This is a genomic window from Ruegeria arenilitoris, from assembly GCF_013032445.1.
Classification (GTDB): domain Bacteria; phylum Pseudomonadota; class Alphaproteobacteria; order Rhodobacterales; family Rhodobacteraceae; genus Ruegeria; species Ruegeria arenilitoris_F.
Genome location: NZ_WQCA01000001.1, coordinates 231,298 through 247,714, shown reverse-complemented (window position 1 = coordinate 247,714; position 16,417 = coordinate 231,298). Strand labels below are relative to the sequence as shown.

Here is a 16,417-nt window from a genome sequence, read left to right as displayed (position 1 = left end):
GGTGAGAAGAGTGAGCGCTTGCGGGTAAGGCAGACGGGCTTCTACACAGTTCAGAGTTTGTGATGTGACAGTTGTTAAATATTCGTTTTAATAATTGCCGAAAAACCCCCATTTTGCAGCTATCAAACACAGCAAGCCAAGGAGGCTCACATGTCCCATACCGCATCCGCTCCGCGTGGCGTTGTTTTCCGCCCCGATCTTCTGATCGTCATCGCCCTGACCGGAGTGCTGGGATTCACGCTGGGTCAGACCTGGCCAGCGGCATCGACCACAGCCGAAACCGTCATCCCGTCCGAGGATTGGCACGGCAACGTCCGGCGTTCGACCTGGCCGGATTGAGGCTTTAAACCTGTCCCATCAACTGCGGGTCAAATGGATAAGTGGTCAGGTTCTCATACCCGTCCTCGGTGATCAGAACCTGATCTTCGAGCTTGATCGAGAAGTCGCCGCCAACTTCTCCGACGGCGGCTTCGACACACAGAACCATTCCGGGCTCAAGCGGATAGTCGTAAGAGCCCGCCACGGCCTTGTCCGGATAGGCGACCAGGGGCCATTCATCACAAAGGCCAACGCCATGCATCAGGCAGCCGTACTTCTGCGCCTGAAACTTGTCGTCCAGCTTATGTGAATTGGCGGTTAGTTCGGGGATCATCACGCCGGGTTTCAGCATCTCCATATTGGTCATGATGTGCTCATGCGCGTGCTGCATGGCATAGACCATGTCAGGGCGGGGCTTCTGATCCCCGATCCACCACGTGCGCGAGATGTCGATGCAGATGCCATACGACCCGATCAGATCAGTATCGAAGGCGATGATCTCGTTTTGCTGCGTAATCCGTGGCCCGCATTCCTGAAACCACGGGTTGGTGCGCTGACCCGAGGCCAGCAGGCGGGTCTCGATCCATTCACCGCCGCGCCGGATGTTCTCGGCGTGTAGAATGGCCCAGATGTCATCTTCCGAGGTTTTGCCATCGCCCACTTTGGCGCGGGCAAATTTCTCCATCTTGACCACGGCGGTTTCGCAGGCATGGCTGGCGCAGCGCATGGCCAGAATCTCATCCGGACCCTTGATAGCGCGGGTCTTCTCGGTGACCTCTTCACCCTCCATGATCTCGAACCCCTGCGCCTCCAACGCGCGCAGCCCGTGCAGCATGATCTTGTCAACGGCCAGACGTTTGTTGCCGCCGCCATGTTCTTCGGTCAGCAGACGTACCTCGTTCGAGAACACATCCGCCGCCACATCCACCTTGTCGCCACGGTCGAAGTAGAAAAGATCGGCGCCGGATCGTTGTTCGCGCACCAGCGGGTTGAATTTCGACAGGAAGGGTGAGTTCTTATAGTCCCAGATCACCATGTATCCATCGGCGCACAGCAATACCGCGCGGAACGGGTTATGGGTGTTCCACAGCTGCATGTTGGTGCTGTCGGTGGCGTAACGGATGTTGAGCGGATCAAACATCAAAAGCCCGCCATAGCCCCGGTCAACGATCGCTTTGGTCAGGCGTTTCCACCGGAATTCCCGCATCCGCGCCAGATCGGGCAGGGCAAGGCCGGCAGCCTCCCATTCCGCAAAAGCCAGTTGCGTCGGGCCGATCTCGATCCGATCAAGATCGTTTGGCGTGCCATCACCCAAGGCTGCACCCTTGCTCGGGTCGATCTTGCGGCTGTCGCGGTAATGCTGGTTCATGGTGGGCCTCCCTGCCTGATTATTGAGCATGAGGAAACATCTCTGCGACGTCTTGGAGATTTGCGACCGCATACCTGTCGCTTTTTGACCGACAACCCGAGGCACAGATGATAGGTCGATGTCATGACGATCCTACAGACCTCAATCCCTTATGACCCGCTAACCCCACGCCCTTTGCCGGGAATCCAACCGGCAAGCATGGATGACTGGCTGCATTGCGATGATGCGTTTGCCGGTCAGATGCAGCGGCGCGAGGCGCTTTTGCAGGAGCGGCGATCGGACGTTCTGGCAATGGACCCCGAGGCTGAACCTGCAGCGCAGGAACTTTTGGATCTTGTCCTGAAACACGTCTATCCGGACGGTTCCGATCAGGTCACCCGTCTGGACGGGCAGGTCGTTGAAATCGATCGTACACGTCCGCTGGATACGCTGTGCCGCCTTGTGCAGGAAGACTTCTGCATCCTGCAAAAGCACGGGGACGAACACGTCCTGACTGGTGCCATTCTGTGTTTTCCCGCCAGTTGGTGCCTGTCGGAAAAGTTCATGCGACCTTTGATAGACATTCACATCCCGGTGTCCGGTTATGACGCCAATGTCGCCCGCCGGGTGCAACGCCTGTTCGATGGGATACAGCCGGGGCGGCCACTCTGGCGGTTCAACGCATTGTGGTACGAGGACGCCGAACTGCACCAACCTCGCAGCGCCAATGACAGACGCGAGGTTAGCACCCCGGGGGCTGAACGGTTTTTGCGCAGCGAACGCCAAACACTGTTGCGCCTGCCGCAAACACGAGCGGTGGTCTTTTCGATCCATACCTATGTGCTGGAGGCTCAGTACCTGCAAAAAATGGAAAACCCCGCCTGACGGCGGGGCCTCCATGGAGGGTATTTAGTTTATTTTCTACATGCCCAACGCATTGGCTACACCAGCGAATGCACCGCTTGTGCTGAGAGCGGAGATTGCCAAAGTGTAAGCCAAAACCTGAGTGTTCAGGCGAAAGTCTTCGCCCTTGATCAGGTTTACTGCGGCCACAGAGGCCGCGATGGGTACCGACACACTGGCCACAGCCCCGGTCAATCCCCAACTTGTCAGTCGAAGGATGTCACTGGGCTTTTCGTGGTCGAGGGGGGGCGTGTCCTTGTTCCCATCATTAGACTGCTCGATGGTTTCCGTCCGAAAAGCGATGCTAAGCAACTGTTCATCAGACAGCTGGATTGGCCGGGCTGCTTGTGCCAGCGCCTCTTTTTGCGGCTTATCCAGAACTTCTTCGCCAGATACGTTCAGCCCTGCGAACGGGCCTGTCACTGCCTCGAAAATTTGTTTTCTGTTTCGTGATTTGGAGGGCGCCAACGTGTCAAACGCGCTCATGAATTGTTCCATTGTCAGAACGGTATTGGGTGAAAGCCACTCGACACGTTGTGTCGCGCAGATATCGACCATCCGGTATAGGATGACCACCAGCATGAGTTCAGAGATCTCGCTGTCATCCAATAAGGGAGACACCGGTGAAACGGTGATCGTCAACCTGTTCTTCGGTAGAGTCACGATCGGTCTGCGTGCCGTTTTCAGCCCTGCTGCGCGATCCAGTCGTTCGAACCGGTCATCAACGCCGACAATTTGAGTGTCGAGGGTAAGGCGAACCAGATACTGGCTGGATACGATGCTGGCATCAGTTTCACCCAGTATGCTTTTACGCTCAACCAAGTGTCCGTAATCTTCTAGGGTCGTAGCCACGATGCTTCCAAAGCGTTCAAGCGCGCCGCCGGTGTCACCGTCGAATTGAAGGCCGCCGTGATAGTTGTGCTTCGCAGTCACCACTTTTTCCTTTGTCGTACCCTTTGTTGGGAAACAGGTTAACAACGGAGTTTGGGCAGATTTGGGCGAAAATGGAAAAAAAACTAAAATCGGAAGGATTGATTACTCTTTGGAAACCTAGGCATTTTAGGGGCCGATAAACGTCTGTGGCAACAATGTGGCCGTTTTGAGGTGGGTAATCGTTGAAAAGTGGCGTGTATTAGCCATCGATTCGGGCGGCCATGATCGCGATGGATTGCTGATAGACCGTGGCCGCATTCCATTCCTGAATCACCCTGAAATTGGGTTGCCCCGGTTGATAGCCGCGCCCCGGTTTCCACCCTTTCTGACGCAGGAAATTGGCAGTTGAGGCAAGCGCGTCGGTCATATTGTAGAAATCCACCCGACCGTCGCCGGTGGCATCTACGCCATAGGCCAACGCATTGCCGGGAAGGAACTGAGTGTGCCCCAATTCGCCGTGCTTCGCGCCTTTGGTGCCGGTCGTAATGCTGCCTTGATCGACCAGTTTCAGCGCACCTATGGCATGGGGGATGAAGAACTCTGATCGGCGACAATCATACGCCAGTGTTGTGATTGCGGAAACAACCTGACTGTCGCCCATGAAATTCCCAAATCCGGTTTCCATTCCATGGATGGCAATCAGCACACCGCTGGGAACACCATATTGGCGTTCCAGCGCGGCGTAGAATTGCGGGTTGCGCGCCTTTCTTTTGCGCCCTTGTGCCACGATGGTGTCGGCGCCGCGAACCCGCATGAATTTGTCCAGCGAGTATTTAAAGCTCTTCTGATTGCGGTCTGCGGCAATGGTGCGCGTCGCGTACTGGGTTTGTGCCAGAGCCTGCAGGCCCCTCTTTTTCACACCTGCGCGCTTGGCTTGTTTCGCAAAATCTTGTTTCCAGGCCTCAAAGCCGCTGCTGGTGTTACCGCAGGGGGCGGCCGTGGCAAACGTCGGTAGTGACAGGGCAAAAATCAAAGTTAATCGAAGCATCAGTGAAATCCGGTCAAGAAAGCTGAGATTAAGCGTAAGCGGCAATTCGCAATACTCAAAGGGTTTAATACAAGTCCAACTCGCCGGTGCTTTTTAGGGTTTCGAACCATTCGTCAGGAGTTTTGTTGATTTTTGCGTGTTTGACCATCATCGCGTTCATGTTCGGCAGGTTCGACGAGTCCGGCCATTTTTCCGGCTGCCACAGGTTCGAACGGATGACGCATTTGGGGCAATGGGCAAACACGGTTTCTACATGGATCAGCAGAGCCAGCTTGGGCGCGTGGTCATTCGCCACCATTCCGTTCAGCAACTCAGGATCGGCGCAGATTCGGGCAGCGCCGCGAATGCGCAGTGTTTCCATTTTGCCGGGGACGAAGAAGATCAGGCTGACGCGCGGGTCTAGAAGAACATTATGAAACGTGTCCACCCGCTTGTTGCCGGGGCGGTCAGGAATTGCCATCAGCGTATCCGAAATCACCTGAACAAAACCTGCGGGGTCGCCCCGCGGGGAAATATCCAAATGCCCGCCCGGATTCGCAGATGCAATCAGGCAAAACGGCGAGGCCGCGATGAAGTCTCGGCACATCTGGTCCAGCCCAGTCAGTTCCTTGGCGATGATCTGGGGGAGGGGGGCACCGGTGATGCCCTCTAACTCCTCAGCCGAAGTCACAATGTCCGAGTATTGCGAGAAAGGATCTTCGTTTGACATGTGTTCTCTCCTGACCGGGGTAACCGCAAGTTTGAAAGAACGAGGCAAACGAAACAAGGGCGCCCGATTGGACGCCCTTGCAGATGTAAACCCAAATCCGGATTAGCAGCTGTAGTACATGCCGTATTCTACCGGGTGCGGGGTGTGCTCGTAGGTTTCTACCTCTTCCATCTTCAGTGCGATGTAGCCATCGATCTGGTCTTTGGTGAACACGTCGCCCTGCAGCAGGAAGTCGTGATCGGATGCCAAAGCTTCCAGAGCTTCACGCAGGCTGCCACAGACAGTCGGGATGTCGGCCAGTTCTTCGGCAGGCAGATCGTACAGGTTCTTGTCCATGGCTTCGCCCGGATCGATCTTGTTCTTGATGCCGTCCAGGCCGGCCATCAGCAGGGCTGCAAACGCCAGGTATGGGTTAGCGGCCGGATCGGGGAAGCGAGCTTCGACGCGCTTGGCTTTGGGGCTTTCGGTCCACGGAATACGGACACAACCCGAACGGTTGCGGGCCGAATAGGCGCGCAGAACAGGTGCTTCGAAGCCCGGGATCAGACGCTTGTAGCTGTTGGTCGACGGGTTGGTGAAGGCGTTCAGGGTCTTGGCGTGCTTCAGGATACCACCGATGAAGTACAGCGCTTCGTCCGAAAGATCGGCGTATTTGTCGCCAGCGAACAGAGGCTTGCCGTCTTTCCAGATCGACATGTTCACGTGCATACCGGTGCCGTTGTCACCTGCGATCGGCTTCGGCATGAAGGTGGCCGATTTGCCGTAGGCGTGCGCGACGTTGTGGATGACGTACTTGTACTTCTGCAGCTCATCGGCCTGTTTGGTCAGGCTGTCGAAGATCAGGCCCAGCTCGTGCTGACAGGACGCAACCTCGTGGTGGTGCTTGTCCACTTTCATGCCCAGACGCTTCATAGTCGACAGCATTTCCGAACGCAGGTCTTGCGCTTCGTCGATCGGGTTGACTGGGAAGTAGCCGCCCTTGACGCCCGGACGGTGGCCCATGTTGCCCATCTCGTATTCGGTGTCGGTGTTCCACGACGCATCGGTTGCATCAACTTCGTAGGATACTTTGTTGATGCTGTTCGAGAAACGGACGTCGTCGAACAGGAAAAATTCGGCCTCGGGGCCCATGTAGGCAACGTCGCCAATACCCGATGCTTTCAGATAAGCTTCGGCTTTCTGAGCGGTGCCGCGCGGGTCACGCTCATAGGCTTCGCCGGTGTCGGGCTCAACAACCGAGCAGTGCACACAGATGGTTTTCTCTGCGTAGAACGGGTCGACATATGCGCTTTCGGTGTCGACGACCAGCTTCATGTCGGATGCTTCGATCGACTTCCAGCCCGCGATGGACGAACCGTCGAACATGAAGCCTTCTTCCAGGAAGTCTTCGTCAACTTGGTCGGCCATCAAGGTGACGTGCTGCAGCTTGCCGCGCGGGTCGGTGAAACGAACATCGACGTATTCGGCGCCTTCGTCCTTGATCAGCTGAAGAACTGCGTCCTTGCTCATACTCTCTATTCCTCTACTTGGAGTGTTCGATTACAGCGCTTCCGAGCCGGTTTCACCGGTTCGGATGCGAATGGCTTGCTCAACAGGCGAGACAAAGATTTTGCCGTCGCCAATCTTGTCGGTCTTTGCGGCCGAGACGATTGCTTCGATAGCGGCGTCAACCTGATCGTCGTCCAGTACGACCTCGACCTTTACCTTGGGCAGAAAGTCGACCACGTATTCCGCACCGCGATAGAGTTCGGTGTGACCCTTCTGGCGGCCAAAACCCTTGACCTCGATCACGCTGAGACCCTGGACACCCACGTCCTGCAGTGCCTCTTTCACTTCGTCCAGTTTGAACGGTTTGATGATCGCTTCGATCTTCTTCATCCCGGGCTCCCTATAACACTTGTCAGGTTGGCACTGATCACGTCTATGATCAGTCGGCAATCTGATTGCGAAAATGGCTGCGCCCTTGTGGTGAGAAATTAAGCGGCGGGTGAAATTTTGGTCAACTTGCACAAAAAGTAATCAGAATTGAATCGCCGAGGGATTGATGATGACTGAATTACTGACAGCCGCGCAAATGCGGGCCATCGAACAGGCCGCGATTGAGTCTGGTGAAGTAACCGGACTGGAGTTGATGGAGCGGGCTGGACGAGGTGTTGTCGAGGCGATTTTTGAAGAGTGGCCGGAACTGGTAAAATACTCTGGTCGGGCAGTGGTTTTGTGCGGGCCGGGGAACAATGGCGGCGACGGATTTGTTGTCGCGCGGCTGTTGCGCGAGCAGGGCTGGGTGGTGGAAGTTCTTCTGTATGGCGACCCCGAGAAGCTGCCGGTCGATGCGCGTACGAACTATGAGCGCTGGTGCGAGTTGGGTGCAGTCGACGATCTTCGAAGCGAAGGTTCGCTTTCAAAAACTGTAGAACCGGACCTATTCATTGACGCTATTTTTGGAACCGGGCTGGCCCGCCGCATTGAAGGAGAGCTTGCGCAAGCTTTGCAGTGGTTTGATGCCCTAATTGAAGCAAAGGGGATCAAAGTTGCCGCCATCGATGCTCCGTCTGGGCTTTGTTCAGATAGTGGCAAGTCGCTTGGTGTGTTCGCGGTCGCTGACCTGACGGTTGCGTTTCACCGGGCTAAGCGGGGTCATTATTTAGACCGCGGACCAAATCAATCGGGTCGGCTGGTCGTCAAGTCAATTGGAATAAACGAAGTTTGGAATGAGAAGGCAGACGGCGCGATCTTAGGTTTGGTTGAGGGCGTGCCAAAACGATTCCGAAAACTACCTCAGACTCACAAGTATTCACACGGCCACGCCCTGATCTTTTCCGGCGGCCCGGCCAAAACCGGGGCCGCGAGGCTGGCGGCGCGCGGGGCTTTGCGCATAGGGGCGGGATTGGTGACTTTGGCGGTGCCTCCGGCGGCTCAGATGGAGGTTACGGCGCAGGTGACCGCGATCATGTTGCAGCGGGTTGAGGGGGCAGAAGGCCTGACCGACGTGCTGAAGGATGAGCGGTTGAATGCTCTGTGTCTCGGTCCAGGGTTGGGCATAGAGCGTGCGCAGGAGTTGGTGCCGGCTGCCTTAAAGGCCAAACGTGCGACGGTTCTGGACGCCGACGCGCTGACAGCGTTTGCGGATGATCCGGCAGCTTTATTCTCTCAACTCCACGAAAACTGCGTTCTGACGCCTCATGGCGGAGAGTTCTCGCGACTGTTCCCGGATATTGCCGAGAAGCTGGCGGAAACACCAACCAAAGGCCCGGCCTATTCCAAGGTGGATGCGACCCGTGAGGCCGCAAAACGGGCAGGGTGCGTGGTGCTGTTCAAAGGGCCGGACACTGTGATCGCCGCGCCGAATGGGCGTTGTTCAATCAGCGCGGCGTTTTATGAACGCGCAGCTCCGTGGTTGGCGACTGCAGGTTCTGGCGATGTGCTGGCGGGGTTCATCACCGGTCTACTGGCGCGCGGGTTCGACCCGAAGCAGGCGGCGGAAACGGGGGCCTGGCTGCATGTGGAATGCGCGCGTACATTTGGTCCGGGGTTAATCGCGGAAGACCTGCCCGAGCAGCTGCCTAAGGTTTTTAAAGAACTGAATATTTGATTTCGTGAGCGATATTTAGCCGATGCACCCTGCCTTCGGCGGCAATTGGCCGATGGGGTTGCGGCATGGTCAAAGCGAGTGTTTGCCAGACGCATGGTCGAACGTCAAAATTCTCTTGGAGAGGGTCTCCGGCTGCGGCGTTGTCGCAGTTAACATTTTGAATGTAATGGGAATTAAATCCGGATTTCGTTATCTGAGTGGCAGGCGTGCAATACTGTAAAAGTATCGCTGCTGGCCGCTGGTACGTAAGTAAAAACTGCGCGATGAAGGGCATCGGGAGCCGGAATTTTCAAGGTGAATGAAATGACGCAGAAACTAAAACTGTCCTCAATAGCTGCCGTGCTGGCTGCGACAACGGCAATTCCTGCCGCGGCTGAATTGAAATACGAAAACAACAGTGGTGGATATGTGCTGCTGTACGGCCAACTCGATCCGGTGGTCGTGTCGGTTGACGACGGCGAAGAAACAGAGACCCGTTTGCTGGACAACGACCTGTCTAACAGCCGCGTCGGCTTGCGGTTGATGCAGCCCTATGGAAGCAACGAGTTCATGTTCCGATTTGAAACCGGGTTGGGTCTGCCGAGCACCGGAACGGCCAACCAGGATGGCACCAATACCAACGGTTGGAGCCGTGAAGACATCCGGCACGTCGATTTCTCGCTGAAGGGTGGATACGGTAAATTCTCGGCCGGTCAGGGTAGCATGGCCTCGGACGGGGCCGCCGAGGTAGATTTGTCCTACGTTGGAACAGCTCTGTACTCTTTCACTAACGATGAAAACGGTGCTTTCTTTTATCGCGGGGCTGATGGTGTCCTGAGCGACATCACCGTGGGCGACTCGTCCAGCAACTTCGACGGCGCACGTCGCGGGCGCGTCCGCTATGACACCCCCGATTTCAACGGGTTCTCGGCTGCCATTGCCTATGGTCAGAACATCCTGTCCAGCAGCGACGACGATGATTACTACGATATCGCTCTCAACTACGGCAACACATTCGCCAATGGGGTAGAGTTCGCGGCAAGCGTTGCATATGCAGTGCGCGATTTCGACGACACCTCAGGAGAGCGCAAGGACACGATCGGCTCCGCGTCGGTTCTGCTGCCCAGCGGTTTCAGTTTTACAGCTGCCTTGGGTACGCGTGACGACACGTCCACAGGGGCCAGCGATCCGGATTACTGGTACACCAAGCTGGCCTACGAAGGTGACTGGGTGTCCTGGGGTAAAACCGGCGTCGGTATCGATTACTTTGACGGCTCGGATTTCGAAAACCAAGGGTCTAGCACTAAATCCTGGGGTATTGCAGTGGTTCAGCGGATCGACAGCATCAACACCGATGCTTACCTGAAATACCGCAACCACGATTTCGACGACACGGTCAATTTCGACAAAAACGAAGCGTGGGTTTTGGGCGCTCTCTGGAAGTTCTGATCCGGCCCACCTGATGAATAAGCGCCCCGGTTCTTTCCGGGGCGTTTTTTGTTCAAATCAGCGGCAAAACAAGACCGATCCGGGCTTTGCCCCCTTGCGCGTGGGCTGCTGGGCAAATAGAAGGCGTCAAATTTGCCCGGCGCGCCGTTTTGCGCGCCCCGAATCCTATGGGGACTACCATAATGCAGGTTACCGAGACGCTGAACGAAGGTCTGAAACGCGGCTACAACATCGTTGTGACCGCAGCCGAGCTGGACGACAAGGTCAATGAAAAACTGACCGAAGCGCAGCCCGAAGTCGAGATGAAGGGCTTCCGCAAAGGCAAGGTGCCGATGGCACTGCTGAAAAAGCAGTTTGGCCAACGCCTGCTGGGCGAAGCGATGCAGGAGAGCATCGACGGCGCCATGAACCAGCACTTCGAAGACAGCGGTGACCGTCCAGCGTTGCAGCCGCAGGTCAAAATGACCAACGAAGACTGGAAAGAAGGCGACGACGTCCACGTCGAGATGTCCTACGAGGCGCTGCCCGCAATTCCGGAAGTTGATCTGAAGTCGATCGAGCTGGAAAAGCTGGTTGTCAAAGCGGATGACGCGGCCGTTGAAGAAGCACTGAACAACCTGGCCGAAACGGCGCAGGACTTTAAAGCTCGCCGCAAGGGTTCCAAAGCGAAAGATGGCGATCAGGTTGTGATCGACTTCGTCGGTAAAGTGGATGGCGAAGAGTTCGAAGGTGGTTCCGCCGAAGACTACCCGCTGGTACTAGGCTCCAACAGCTTCATCCCCGGCTTCGAAGAGCAGCTGGTTGGCGTGAAAGCCGAGGAAGAAAAAGACGTCAACGTCAAGTTCCCCGAGGAATACGGCGCAGAGCATCTGGCCGGTAAAGACGCCGTCTTCACTTGCACCGTGAAAGAGGTGAAAGAGCCCGTCGCTGCCGAGATCAACGATGAGCTGGCAACTAAATTCGGTGCCGAGGATCTGGCTGGCCTTAAGGCCCAGATCGCCGAGCGTCTGGAAGCCGAATATGCCGGTGCCTCCCGCGCAGTAATGAAGCGTGGTCTGTTGGACGTGTTGGACGAGAAAACTTCGTTCGACCTGCCGCCGTCGCTGGTTGAAGCCGAAGCCAAGCAGATTGCACACCAACTTTGGCACGAGGAGAACCCGGAAGTGGAAGGCCACGACCACGCCGAGATCGAACCCACCGACGAGCACAACAAGCTGGCTGAACGTCGCGTGCGTCTGGGCCTGCTGCTGGCCGAGTTGGGGCAGAAGGCCGAGGTTGAAGTCTCTGATGCCGAGATGACCCAGGCGATCATGAACCAGGCGCGTCAGTACCCGGGTCAAGAGCGTCAGTTCTTTGAGTTTGTGCAGCAGAACGCTCAGATGCAACAGCAGCTGCGTGCGCCGATCTTCGAAGACAAGGTCATCGACTACATCGTCGAACTGGCGCAGGTTGCCGACAAAGAAGTCAGCAAAGACGACCTGCAGAAAGCCGTTGAGGCACTGGAAGAGGAGTAATCCTCTTCCGCCCATCCCCAAATGGGCAAAAAAAAGCGGAGCCGTCTGTTAATCAGACGGCTCCGATGGGTGGCTTTTGTACTATGAGGTGAGGGGGTCAGGCCTCATGAGCAAAAGCACGGGGGGTACTTAGCAGAGCTGTCTTCTGCTCTGGCGTGAAGCGGTCCGATAGCGCCTCGATCAATTTCAGGATAGCGTCGACTTCTTCTTGCGTTCTCGCCGAATGCATCTGTTCGACAAAGTACTTCTCAAGCTCGGTCAGCGGCTGATGATCGACATTCGCCGGGGGTAGGGTTTTGCTGTGAGCAAACAGCTCCAGCGCTTGTTCCTCGGTCAGAAAGACATCATGTTCGATGCCCGCATAGTCACGGATCCCCGTGATACGCTCATCCGAGCAATCCATCATCGCGGCCATCGCGACCACCTTACCCATAGGTTTGGCGTTTCCGAGATAGTCATAGGGTGCGTTACCCGAACGCTGGAGAACGCGGTTCATAACCGGATCGATCACAGCGATTGAGTCAAGTACACCAGCGGTCTTTGCGTATTCGAACGAGCCGATCATGACTTCGCTGGTGACATAAGAAACTGAGTTTTTGCCACGCCCGCGACCAAGTTTCTTGGTGTCGACACAGAACCGTGTCGCTTCCCAAACCTGCGAGCTGCGCAGAGGCGGTTCACCGTCCAGAATCGAATGGAACACGTCCGCCAACATGTGCGGTCCTGTGGTCTGCAACAGGCGCATACATCCAACAACGTCCCCCTCGTCGTTGATGCTGACCACGTGTGCAGGATTAAGGTCATCGAACATGTCGCGTTCGCGACCGTCTACGATGTTGACCTCCCAGCCCAAGCGGTCCCCGAATACGCGGGCCCGCAATTTGAACATTTCGTCCAAGACGTCTTTGAATTTGTGTTGGTTGATACCATCAATGACGATGATCATTTCCATCCCCCTACAGTCTGGTTACCGTGTTTCAACAGTTAACCAATTTGTGACCAGAAACTATTGGGGATTTCCCGTATTTTTTTGATTTTTTTGCCTAGCCAGGGGCAATTAGGCCCAAACCAATGGCTCGGCCAATGGCCTGCGGGGTGGTCAATGCGCCCAGTTTTTCGCGACCCGAACGCATGTGAACTTCTACGGTCCGATGAGAAATGGACAGGATGTCGCCGATATCCTGTTGGGACTTACCTTCGGCCACCCATTGCAGGATTTCTTTTTCTCGCGTGGAAAGGGCTGGAAGGTACAGGGCTTTGGCAAGGACGCCGGATTGCATGACTGTGTCATGCGCCTGAACGGCTGCCATCTGCAGATCGCCCATCACACGTTTCTTCAGGTTTTCCCACTCATGGTCCGAGCAGTCGCGCGTCACGCTGAGTATCCCGCATTCTCCGTAGGGGCCGCGAACGGGCACCGTCAAACCTCGTGGGGTTATCCCAAAGTCATGGGCGTCGCGGAAAACGGCGTTGAATTTCTCATCGTGATTAAAGCGGCTCCAATCGACCGGTGCGATGCTAAGAACGGACTGATAGATCGTCGGATCAAAGTGGTGATAGCCGTGGCTGCCGTAGTGAATCTTCCACTCGTCCGGGTAATTTGCATACCCTTGGACGTCACCTTTCACAGGATTCATGGTGGCATAAGACGCATAGTCAAAGCCAAGTTCCTCGCAGACCGAGTTAATAATGTCAGCGGTCGACTTCTCTTGATGGTCGAGCGCAGCCAAGTCTATGAGTTTCACCTGTCCAACCTTTGTTCGGCACTCCTCATCCCCTAAAGTGCCAAGTCCGTCTTTACTCCAGTATACGTTGCGTCAAATGGCGCGTCGGGCGCAAGGGAATAGTTCATATCGAACAAACATAATGCGTGCTTCGCGCAACAGAATATTACGAATCCGCCCCAAAAGGGCGAACTACGATCCATTTTGACGCTATTTCGCGTCGGATGTCCATATTTTTAACTGAAGTTGCGCGGAGGGTCACTGGGGCACAAGTCCTGTTTCAACCAACATACCTCTCGCTTTAGCCTCTGGGTAATACCCCTTGGCATACAGAAAAATCGCCCGTTTCTGATCGCCGTCCGAAAGCAACCACGCACCGCGCAGGTACTTGCCGGCATATTCAAGATTGGTATCCGCATCCAGCAAACCCTGTGCATTTCCAGAATAGCCCATTGAGCGCGCTGTCGCCGGCAGGATCTGCAGCAAGCCGTAGTAGGGTCGGTTTACCGCCCAGGGACGATGTGTGCTTTCGCGGATTGCAAGCTTGTGCACCAATTCTCGCGGGACCTCATAGTGGTCCGCCCAGTGGTTGATTGATGCGCGCAGCTCGGGTGTTTCGTTGGGGTAGAGCGGGGGATCGAACGTGTTCTGCGTCGGCGTGTCTGGCCCGCCACAGGCGGCGAAAGGGGCAGTTAGCAATACGGCTAAGACGCTGCGGCGCAAGAAAGATGTCATCTGTGTACTCCGAAATTCAGGGCACGATGATATGAAACGGGACGTGCTGCGCAAGAGTAGGTATTTCATCTGGCTGAATTTTGCCCGATGGGCGTGTGCAAAAAAAAGGCCGCGCAAAACGCGCAGCCCTTCCAATTCTTATTTCAGCCGTGTCAGGCTTTGGCTTCGTCTTCTTCAGCCGGAGCTTCTTCAGCAACCAGGTCTTCGTCGTCGGAAGCGGCGGAACCGATGTCGTCGAACAGTTCGGCGATCTCGAATTCAGCAGCAGCTTCTTCTTCCGCGGCCAGTTCCTGGATCGATTTGCCCGACGCCTGCAGTTCGGCTTCTTCTTCCGAACGGGCGACGTTCATCTTGATCTCAACTTCGACCTCGGGGTGCAGCTTGACTGCCAGCGAGTGCAGACCCAGTTCCTTGATCGGAGCGATCAGGGCGATCTGTTTCTTGTCGACAGTGAAACCAGCTTCGGTTGCAGCGTCTGCGGCGTCACGCGGGGTGACCGAGCCGTACAGAGCACCGGCATCCGATGCCGAGCGAATCACGATGAACTGCTGACCGTCCAGCTTTTCAGCCAGTGCTTCAGCTTCTTTCTTGGTTTCCAGGTTGCGGGCCTCAAGCTGCGCTTTCTGGGCTTCGAACGACGCGATGTTGGCGTCCGATGCACTCAGGGCTTTGCCTTGGGGCAGCAGGAAGTTGCGGGCGTAGCCGGGCTTGACGTCAACGACGTCGCCCATCTGACCCAGTTTCGCAACGCGTTCCAGCAGGATAACTTGCATGTCAGTCTCTCCTTACTTCACGGCGTAGGGCAGCAGGGCGAGGAAGCGGGCGCGTTTGATAGCACGGGCCAGTTCACGCTGCTTTTTCGCCGAAACGGCGGTGATGCGCGAGGGTACGATCTTGCCGCGCTCAGAGATGTAGCGCTGCAGCAGACGGGTGTCTTTATAGTCGATTTTCGGCGCGTTCTCACCCGAGAACGGGCAGACCTTGCGGCGGCGGAAAAATGGTTTTGCGGCCATGGTTTATGTCCTTTCGTCAGGCGTTGATCAGCGGCGCTCGCGGCGGCCTTCGCGCTCATCGCGCTTCTGCATCTGGACCGAGGGGCCCTCGGCATGCTCGTCGACCTTGATGGTCAGAACGCGCATGACGTCTTCGTGCAGGCGCATCAGGCGCTCCATTTCCTGAACGGCGCCAGCAGGGGCGTCTGTCTTCAGGAAGGCATAGTGGCCTTTGCGGTTTTTGTTGATCTTGTAGGCCATCGTCTTGACGCCCCAGTACTCGCTTTCGACGACGTTGCCGCCGTTGTCAGCTAGAACGGTGCCGAAATGTTCGACGAGGCTTTCTGCCTGCGCGTTGGACAGGTCCTGACGCGCGATCATTACATGCTCATACAGTGGCATGTGCACTCCTGTTTCTATCAAGGCGCATTTCATAGGCGGGGCCATCTGGTCCTTCGCGACCCTGCCACGAGAGGCTGCGCGATTCATGTGATTAGCGAAGGATGGCCCGATATACACGTTTGAGCGTGAGGGGCAAGCCCCGCCGCACATGCCTTTGTGAAGTCGTGCTAATTCCATTGCGCCGCCTAATTCCTGACGCTTTTCGGCTCGAAGTTGTTTTCCATACCAAGGGTTATCCGGAAAGACGGAACCCATGACTAACCTGAAGAACAGGGTGATAGATATGAGTGCGATCAATACGAATTCAGTTGAACAGGCCCCAAGCGCCGCGATCTATGAGAAATCTGTACCCGTTCTGATTACTTTCGCGCCGAACTGGAAGGTTCGAATGGTTCTTGCCCGCCTCGTGGGTGCCTTTCTGGTCGTAATGGCGTTTTCTATGTGGTTGATGCCCGGTTCCGCGCTGGCTGCCGAGGTCTGGCCAATCAAGCTGGCTGCGTCGCTGTTGTTCCTGTTGGTTGGCGTCAGCCTTCTAACGATCCAGGCCCTTGATGCCCGTCCTGATGCCTATTTCGATCCAATCCGTCGCGAGGTTCGGGTGCTTCAAAAGAATGAAAACGGACGGCCGCAAACTGTTCTTCGTCGCAGCTATGACACACTGGGTGGCGCGCGCTTTGCGGACGACCAGGTTGAGCTGTTCGATGTCGATGGCAGCCTGCTGATGAAGCTGCCGTTGCAATCGGCGGATGTCAGCCGGGCGCTCAAAGGCCAATTGAGCGGAAGTGTAACAATCTTCGCCTGATTTTTATTCTGTTCATCTAGGAACAGAAA

The 16,417-nt window shown here is 56.0% G+C and carries 18 protein-coding genes; 6 read left to right on the top strand and 12 right to left on the bottom strand.

All coding sequences use genetic code 11. The features are described 5' to 3' along the window. The first annotated feature begins 150 nt into the window (after positions 1 to 150). The gene (locus GOW98_RS01210) at positions 151 to 339 is read left to right on the top strand and encodes a hypothetical protein (protein WP_170329233.1); all 189 of its coding nucleotides are present in this window, start codon (positions 151 to 153) and stop codon (positions 337 to 339) included. 4 nt (positions 340 to 343) lie between these two features. Here GOW98_RS01210 and dddP read toward each other — a convergent pair whose 3' ends face one another. Continuing rightward, positions 344 to 1,687, bottom strand: a complete 1,344-nt coding sequence (dddP, locus tag GOW98_RS01205; protein WP_170329232.1) for a dimethylsulfonioproprionate lyase DddP — start codon at positions 1,685 to 1,687, stop codon at positions 344 to 346. 123 nt (positions 1,688 to 1,810) lie between these two features. Between dddP and GOW98_RS01200 the strand changes: the two genes are divergently transcribed. Next, positions 1,811 to 2,551 carry a heme-dependent oxidative N-demethylase family protein gene (locus GOW98_RS01200; RefSeq protein ID WP_170329231.1) on the top strand — a complete coding sequence of 247 codons (741 nt, stop codon included), beginning with the start codon at positions 1,811 to 1,813 and terminating at the stop codon, positions 2,549 to 2,551. A gap of 36 nt (positions 2,552 to 2,587) precedes the next feature. Here the strand turns inward: GOW98_RS01200 and GOW98_RS01195 are convergent, their stop codons facing one another. The 5 genes from GOW98_RS01195 to GOW98_RS01175 form a co-directional block, all read right to left on the bottom strand. Continuing rightward, a complete protein-coding gene (locus GOW98_RS01195) occupies positions 2,588 to 3,502 on the bottom strand; it encodes a hypothetical protein (protein ID WP_367646782.1) in 915 nt (304 codons plus the stop codon). 199 nt (positions 3,503 to 3,701) lie between these two features. Next, on the bottom strand, positions 3,702 to 4,490 hold the full coding sequence (locus GOW98_RS01190; RefSeq protein WP_170329229.1) for a lytic murein transglycosylase: 789 nt from the start codon (positions 4,488 to 4,490) through the stop codon (positions 3,702 to 3,704). Between the two features lie 64 nt (positions 4,491 to 4,554). After that, positions 4,555 to 5,199 (bottom strand): MSMEG_1061 family FMN-dependent PPOX-type flavoprotein, encoded by a 645-nt coding sequence (locus GOW98_RS01185; protein WP_170329228.1) that lies wholly within the window; start codon positions 5,197 to 5,199, stop codon positions 4,555 to 4,557. Positions 5,200 to 5,301: 102 nt separating this feature from the next. Next, positions 5,302 to 6,708 carry a type I glutamate--ammonia ligase gene (glnA, locus tag GOW98_RS01180; RefSeq protein WP_170329227.1) on the bottom strand — a complete coding sequence of 469 codons (1,407 nt, stop codon included), beginning with the start codon at positions 6,706 to 6,708 and terminating at the stop codon, positions 5,302 to 5,304. A gap of 30 nt (positions 6,709 to 6,738) precedes the next feature. Beyond that, positions 6,739 to 7,077 carry a P-II family nitrogen regulator gene (locus GOW98_RS01175; protein WP_170325301.1) on the bottom strand — a complete coding sequence of 113 codons (339 nt, stop codon included), beginning with the start codon at positions 7,075 to 7,077 and terminating at the stop codon, positions 6,739 to 6,741. Positions 7,078 to 7,246: 169 nt separating this feature from the next. On the opposite strand from GOW98_RS01175, the gene GOW98_RS01170 reads away from it, so the two are divergent. From GOW98_RS01170 to tig, 3 genes are all read left to right on the top strand, one after another. Next, the gene (locus tag GOW98_RS01170) at positions 7,247 to 8,791 is read left to right on the top strand and encodes an NAD(P)H-hydrate dehydratase (RefSeq protein WP_170329226.1); all 1,545 of its coding nucleotides are present in this window, start codon (positions 7,247 to 7,249) and stop codon (positions 8,789 to 8,791) included. 303 nt (positions 8,792 to 9,094) lie between these two features. Then, positions 9,095 to 10,219 (top strand): porin, encoded by a 1,125-nt coding sequence (locus GOW98_RS01165; RefSeq protein WP_170329225.1) that lies wholly within the window; start codon positions 9,095 to 9,097, stop codon positions 10,217 to 10,219. Positions 10,220 to 10,401: 182 nt separating this feature from the next. Then, on the top strand, positions 10,402 to 11,733 hold the full coding sequence (gene tig / locus GOW98_RS01160; protein WP_170329446.1) for a trigger factor: 1,332 nt from the start codon (positions 10,402 to 10,404) through the stop codon (positions 11,731 to 11,733). Positions 11,734 to 11,830: 97 nt separating this feature from the next. Here the strand turns inward: tig and GOW98_RS01155 are convergent, their stop codons facing one another. The 6 genes from GOW98_RS01155 to rpsF form a co-directional block, all read right to left on the bottom strand. After that, complete coding sequence (locus tag GOW98_RS01155) at positions 11,831 to 12,679, bottom strand: acyl-homoserine-lactone synthase (protein WP_170329224.1); 849 nt, start codon at positions 12,677 to 12,679, stop codon at positions 11,831 to 11,833. A gap of 97 nt (positions 12,680 to 12,776) precedes the next feature. Next, positions 12,777 to 13,478, bottom strand: coding sequence for a helix-turn-helix transcriptional regulator (locus GOW98_RS01150; protein WP_170329223.1), 702 nt, complete (start codon positions 13,476 to 13,478; stop codon positions 12,777 to 12,779). A 237-nt stretch (positions 13,479 to 13,715) separates the two neighbouring features. Beyond that, positions 13,716 to 14,192 (bottom strand): lytic transglycosylase domain-containing protein, encoded by a 477-nt coding sequence (locus tag GOW98_RS01145; protein ID WP_170329222.1) that lies wholly within the window; start codon positions 14,190 to 14,192, stop codon positions 13,716 to 13,718. Between the two features lie 152 nt (positions 14,193 to 14,344). Further along, positions 14,345 to 14,965: a 50S ribosomal protein L9 gene (gene rplI, locus GOW98_RS01140; protein ID WP_170329221.1), complete on the bottom strand. Its 621-nt coding sequence runs from the start codon at positions 14,963 to 14,965 to the stop codon at positions 14,345 to 14,347. 12 nt (positions 14,966 to 14,977) lie between these two features. After that, the gene (rpsR, locus tag GOW98_RS01135) at positions 14,978 to 15,205 is read right to left on the bottom strand and encodes a 30S ribosomal protein S18 (RefSeq protein ID WP_005608650.1); all 228 of its coding nucleotides are present in this window, start codon (positions 15,203 to 15,205) and stop codon (positions 14,978 to 14,980) included. Positions 15,206 to 15,232: 27 nt separating this feature from the next. Further along, positions 15,233 to 15,586: a 30S ribosomal protein S6 gene (gene rpsF, locus GOW98_RS01130; RefSeq protein ID WP_170325294.1), complete on the bottom strand. Its 354-nt coding sequence runs from the start codon at positions 15,584 to 15,586 to the stop codon at positions 15,233 to 15,235. A 283-nt stretch (positions 15,587 to 15,869) separates the two neighbouring features. On the opposite strand from rpsF, the gene GOW98_RS01125 reads away from it, so the two are divergent. Further along, on the top strand, positions 15,870 to 16,388 hold the full coding sequence (locus tag GOW98_RS01125; protein ID WP_170329220.1) for a hypothetical protein: 519 nt from the start codon (positions 15,870 to 15,872) through the stop codon (positions 16,386 to 16,388). Positions 16,389 to 16,417 lie beyond the last annotated feature (29 nt).

Bases quoted from the DNA above. Each gene is read 5' to 3' on its own strand.
- GOW98_RS01170 (WP_170329226.1), top strand. From the start codon at position 7,247: ATGACTGAATTACTGACAGCCGCGCAAATGCGGGCCATCGAACAGGCC.
- tig (WP_170329446.1), top strand. From the start codon at position 10,402: ATGCAGGTTACCGAGACGCTGAACGAAGGTCTGAAACGCGGCTACAAC.
- rplI (WP_170329221.1), bottom strand. From the start codon at position 14,965: ATGCAAGTTATCCTGCTGGAACGCGTTGCGAAACTGGGTCAGATGGGC.
- glnA (WP_170329227.1), bottom strand. From the start codon at position 6,708: ATGAGCAAGGACGCAGTTCTTCAGCTGATCAAGGACGAAGGCGCCGAA.
- rpsF (WP_170325294.1), bottom strand. From the start codon at position 15,586: ATGCCACTGTATGAGCATGTAATGATCGCGCGTCAGGACCTGTCCAAC.
- GOW98_RS01175 (WP_170325301.1), bottom strand. From the start codon at position 7,077: ATGAAGAAGATCGAAGCGATCATCAAACCGTTCAAACTGGACGAAGTG.
- GOW98_RS01125 (WP_170329220.1), top strand. From the start codon at position 15,870: ATGAGTGCGATCAATACGAATTCAGTTGAACAGGCCCCAAGCGCCGCG.
- GOW98_RS01155 (WP_170329224.1), bottom strand. From the start codon at position 12,679: ATGATCATCGTCATTGATGGTATCAACCAACACAAATTCAAAGACGTC.
- GOW98_RS01165 (WP_170329225.1), top strand. From the start codon at position 9,095: ATGACGCAGAAACTAAAACTGTCCTCAATAGCTGCCGTGCTGGCTGCG.
- GOW98_RS01210 (WP_170329233.1), top strand. From the start codon at position 151: ATGTCCCATACCGCATCCGCTCCGCGTGGCGTTGTTTTCCGCCCCGAT.
- dddP (WP_170329232.1), bottom strand. From the start codon at position 1,687: ATGAACCAGCATTACCGCGACAGCCGCAAGATCGACCCGAGCAAGGGT.
- GOW98_RS01185 (WP_170329228.1), bottom strand. From the start codon at position 5,199: ATGTCAAACGAAGATCCTTTCTCGCAATACTCGGACATTGTGACTTCG.
- rpsR (WP_005608650.1), bottom strand. From the start codon at position 15,205: ATGGCCGCAAAACCATTTTTCCGCCGCCGCAAGGTCTGCCCGTTCTCG.
- GOW98_RS01145 (WP_170329222.1), bottom strand. From the start codon at position 14,192: ATGACATCTTTCTTGCGCCGCAGCGTCTTAGCCGTATTGCTAACTGCC.
- GOW98_RS01200 (WP_170329231.1), top strand. From the start codon at position 1,811: ATGACGATCCTACAGACCTCAATCCCTTATGACCCGCTAACCCCACGC.
- GOW98_RS01190 (WP_170329229.1), bottom strand. From the start codon at position 4,490: ATGCTTCGATTAACTTTGATTTTTGCCCTGTCACTACCGACGTTTGCC.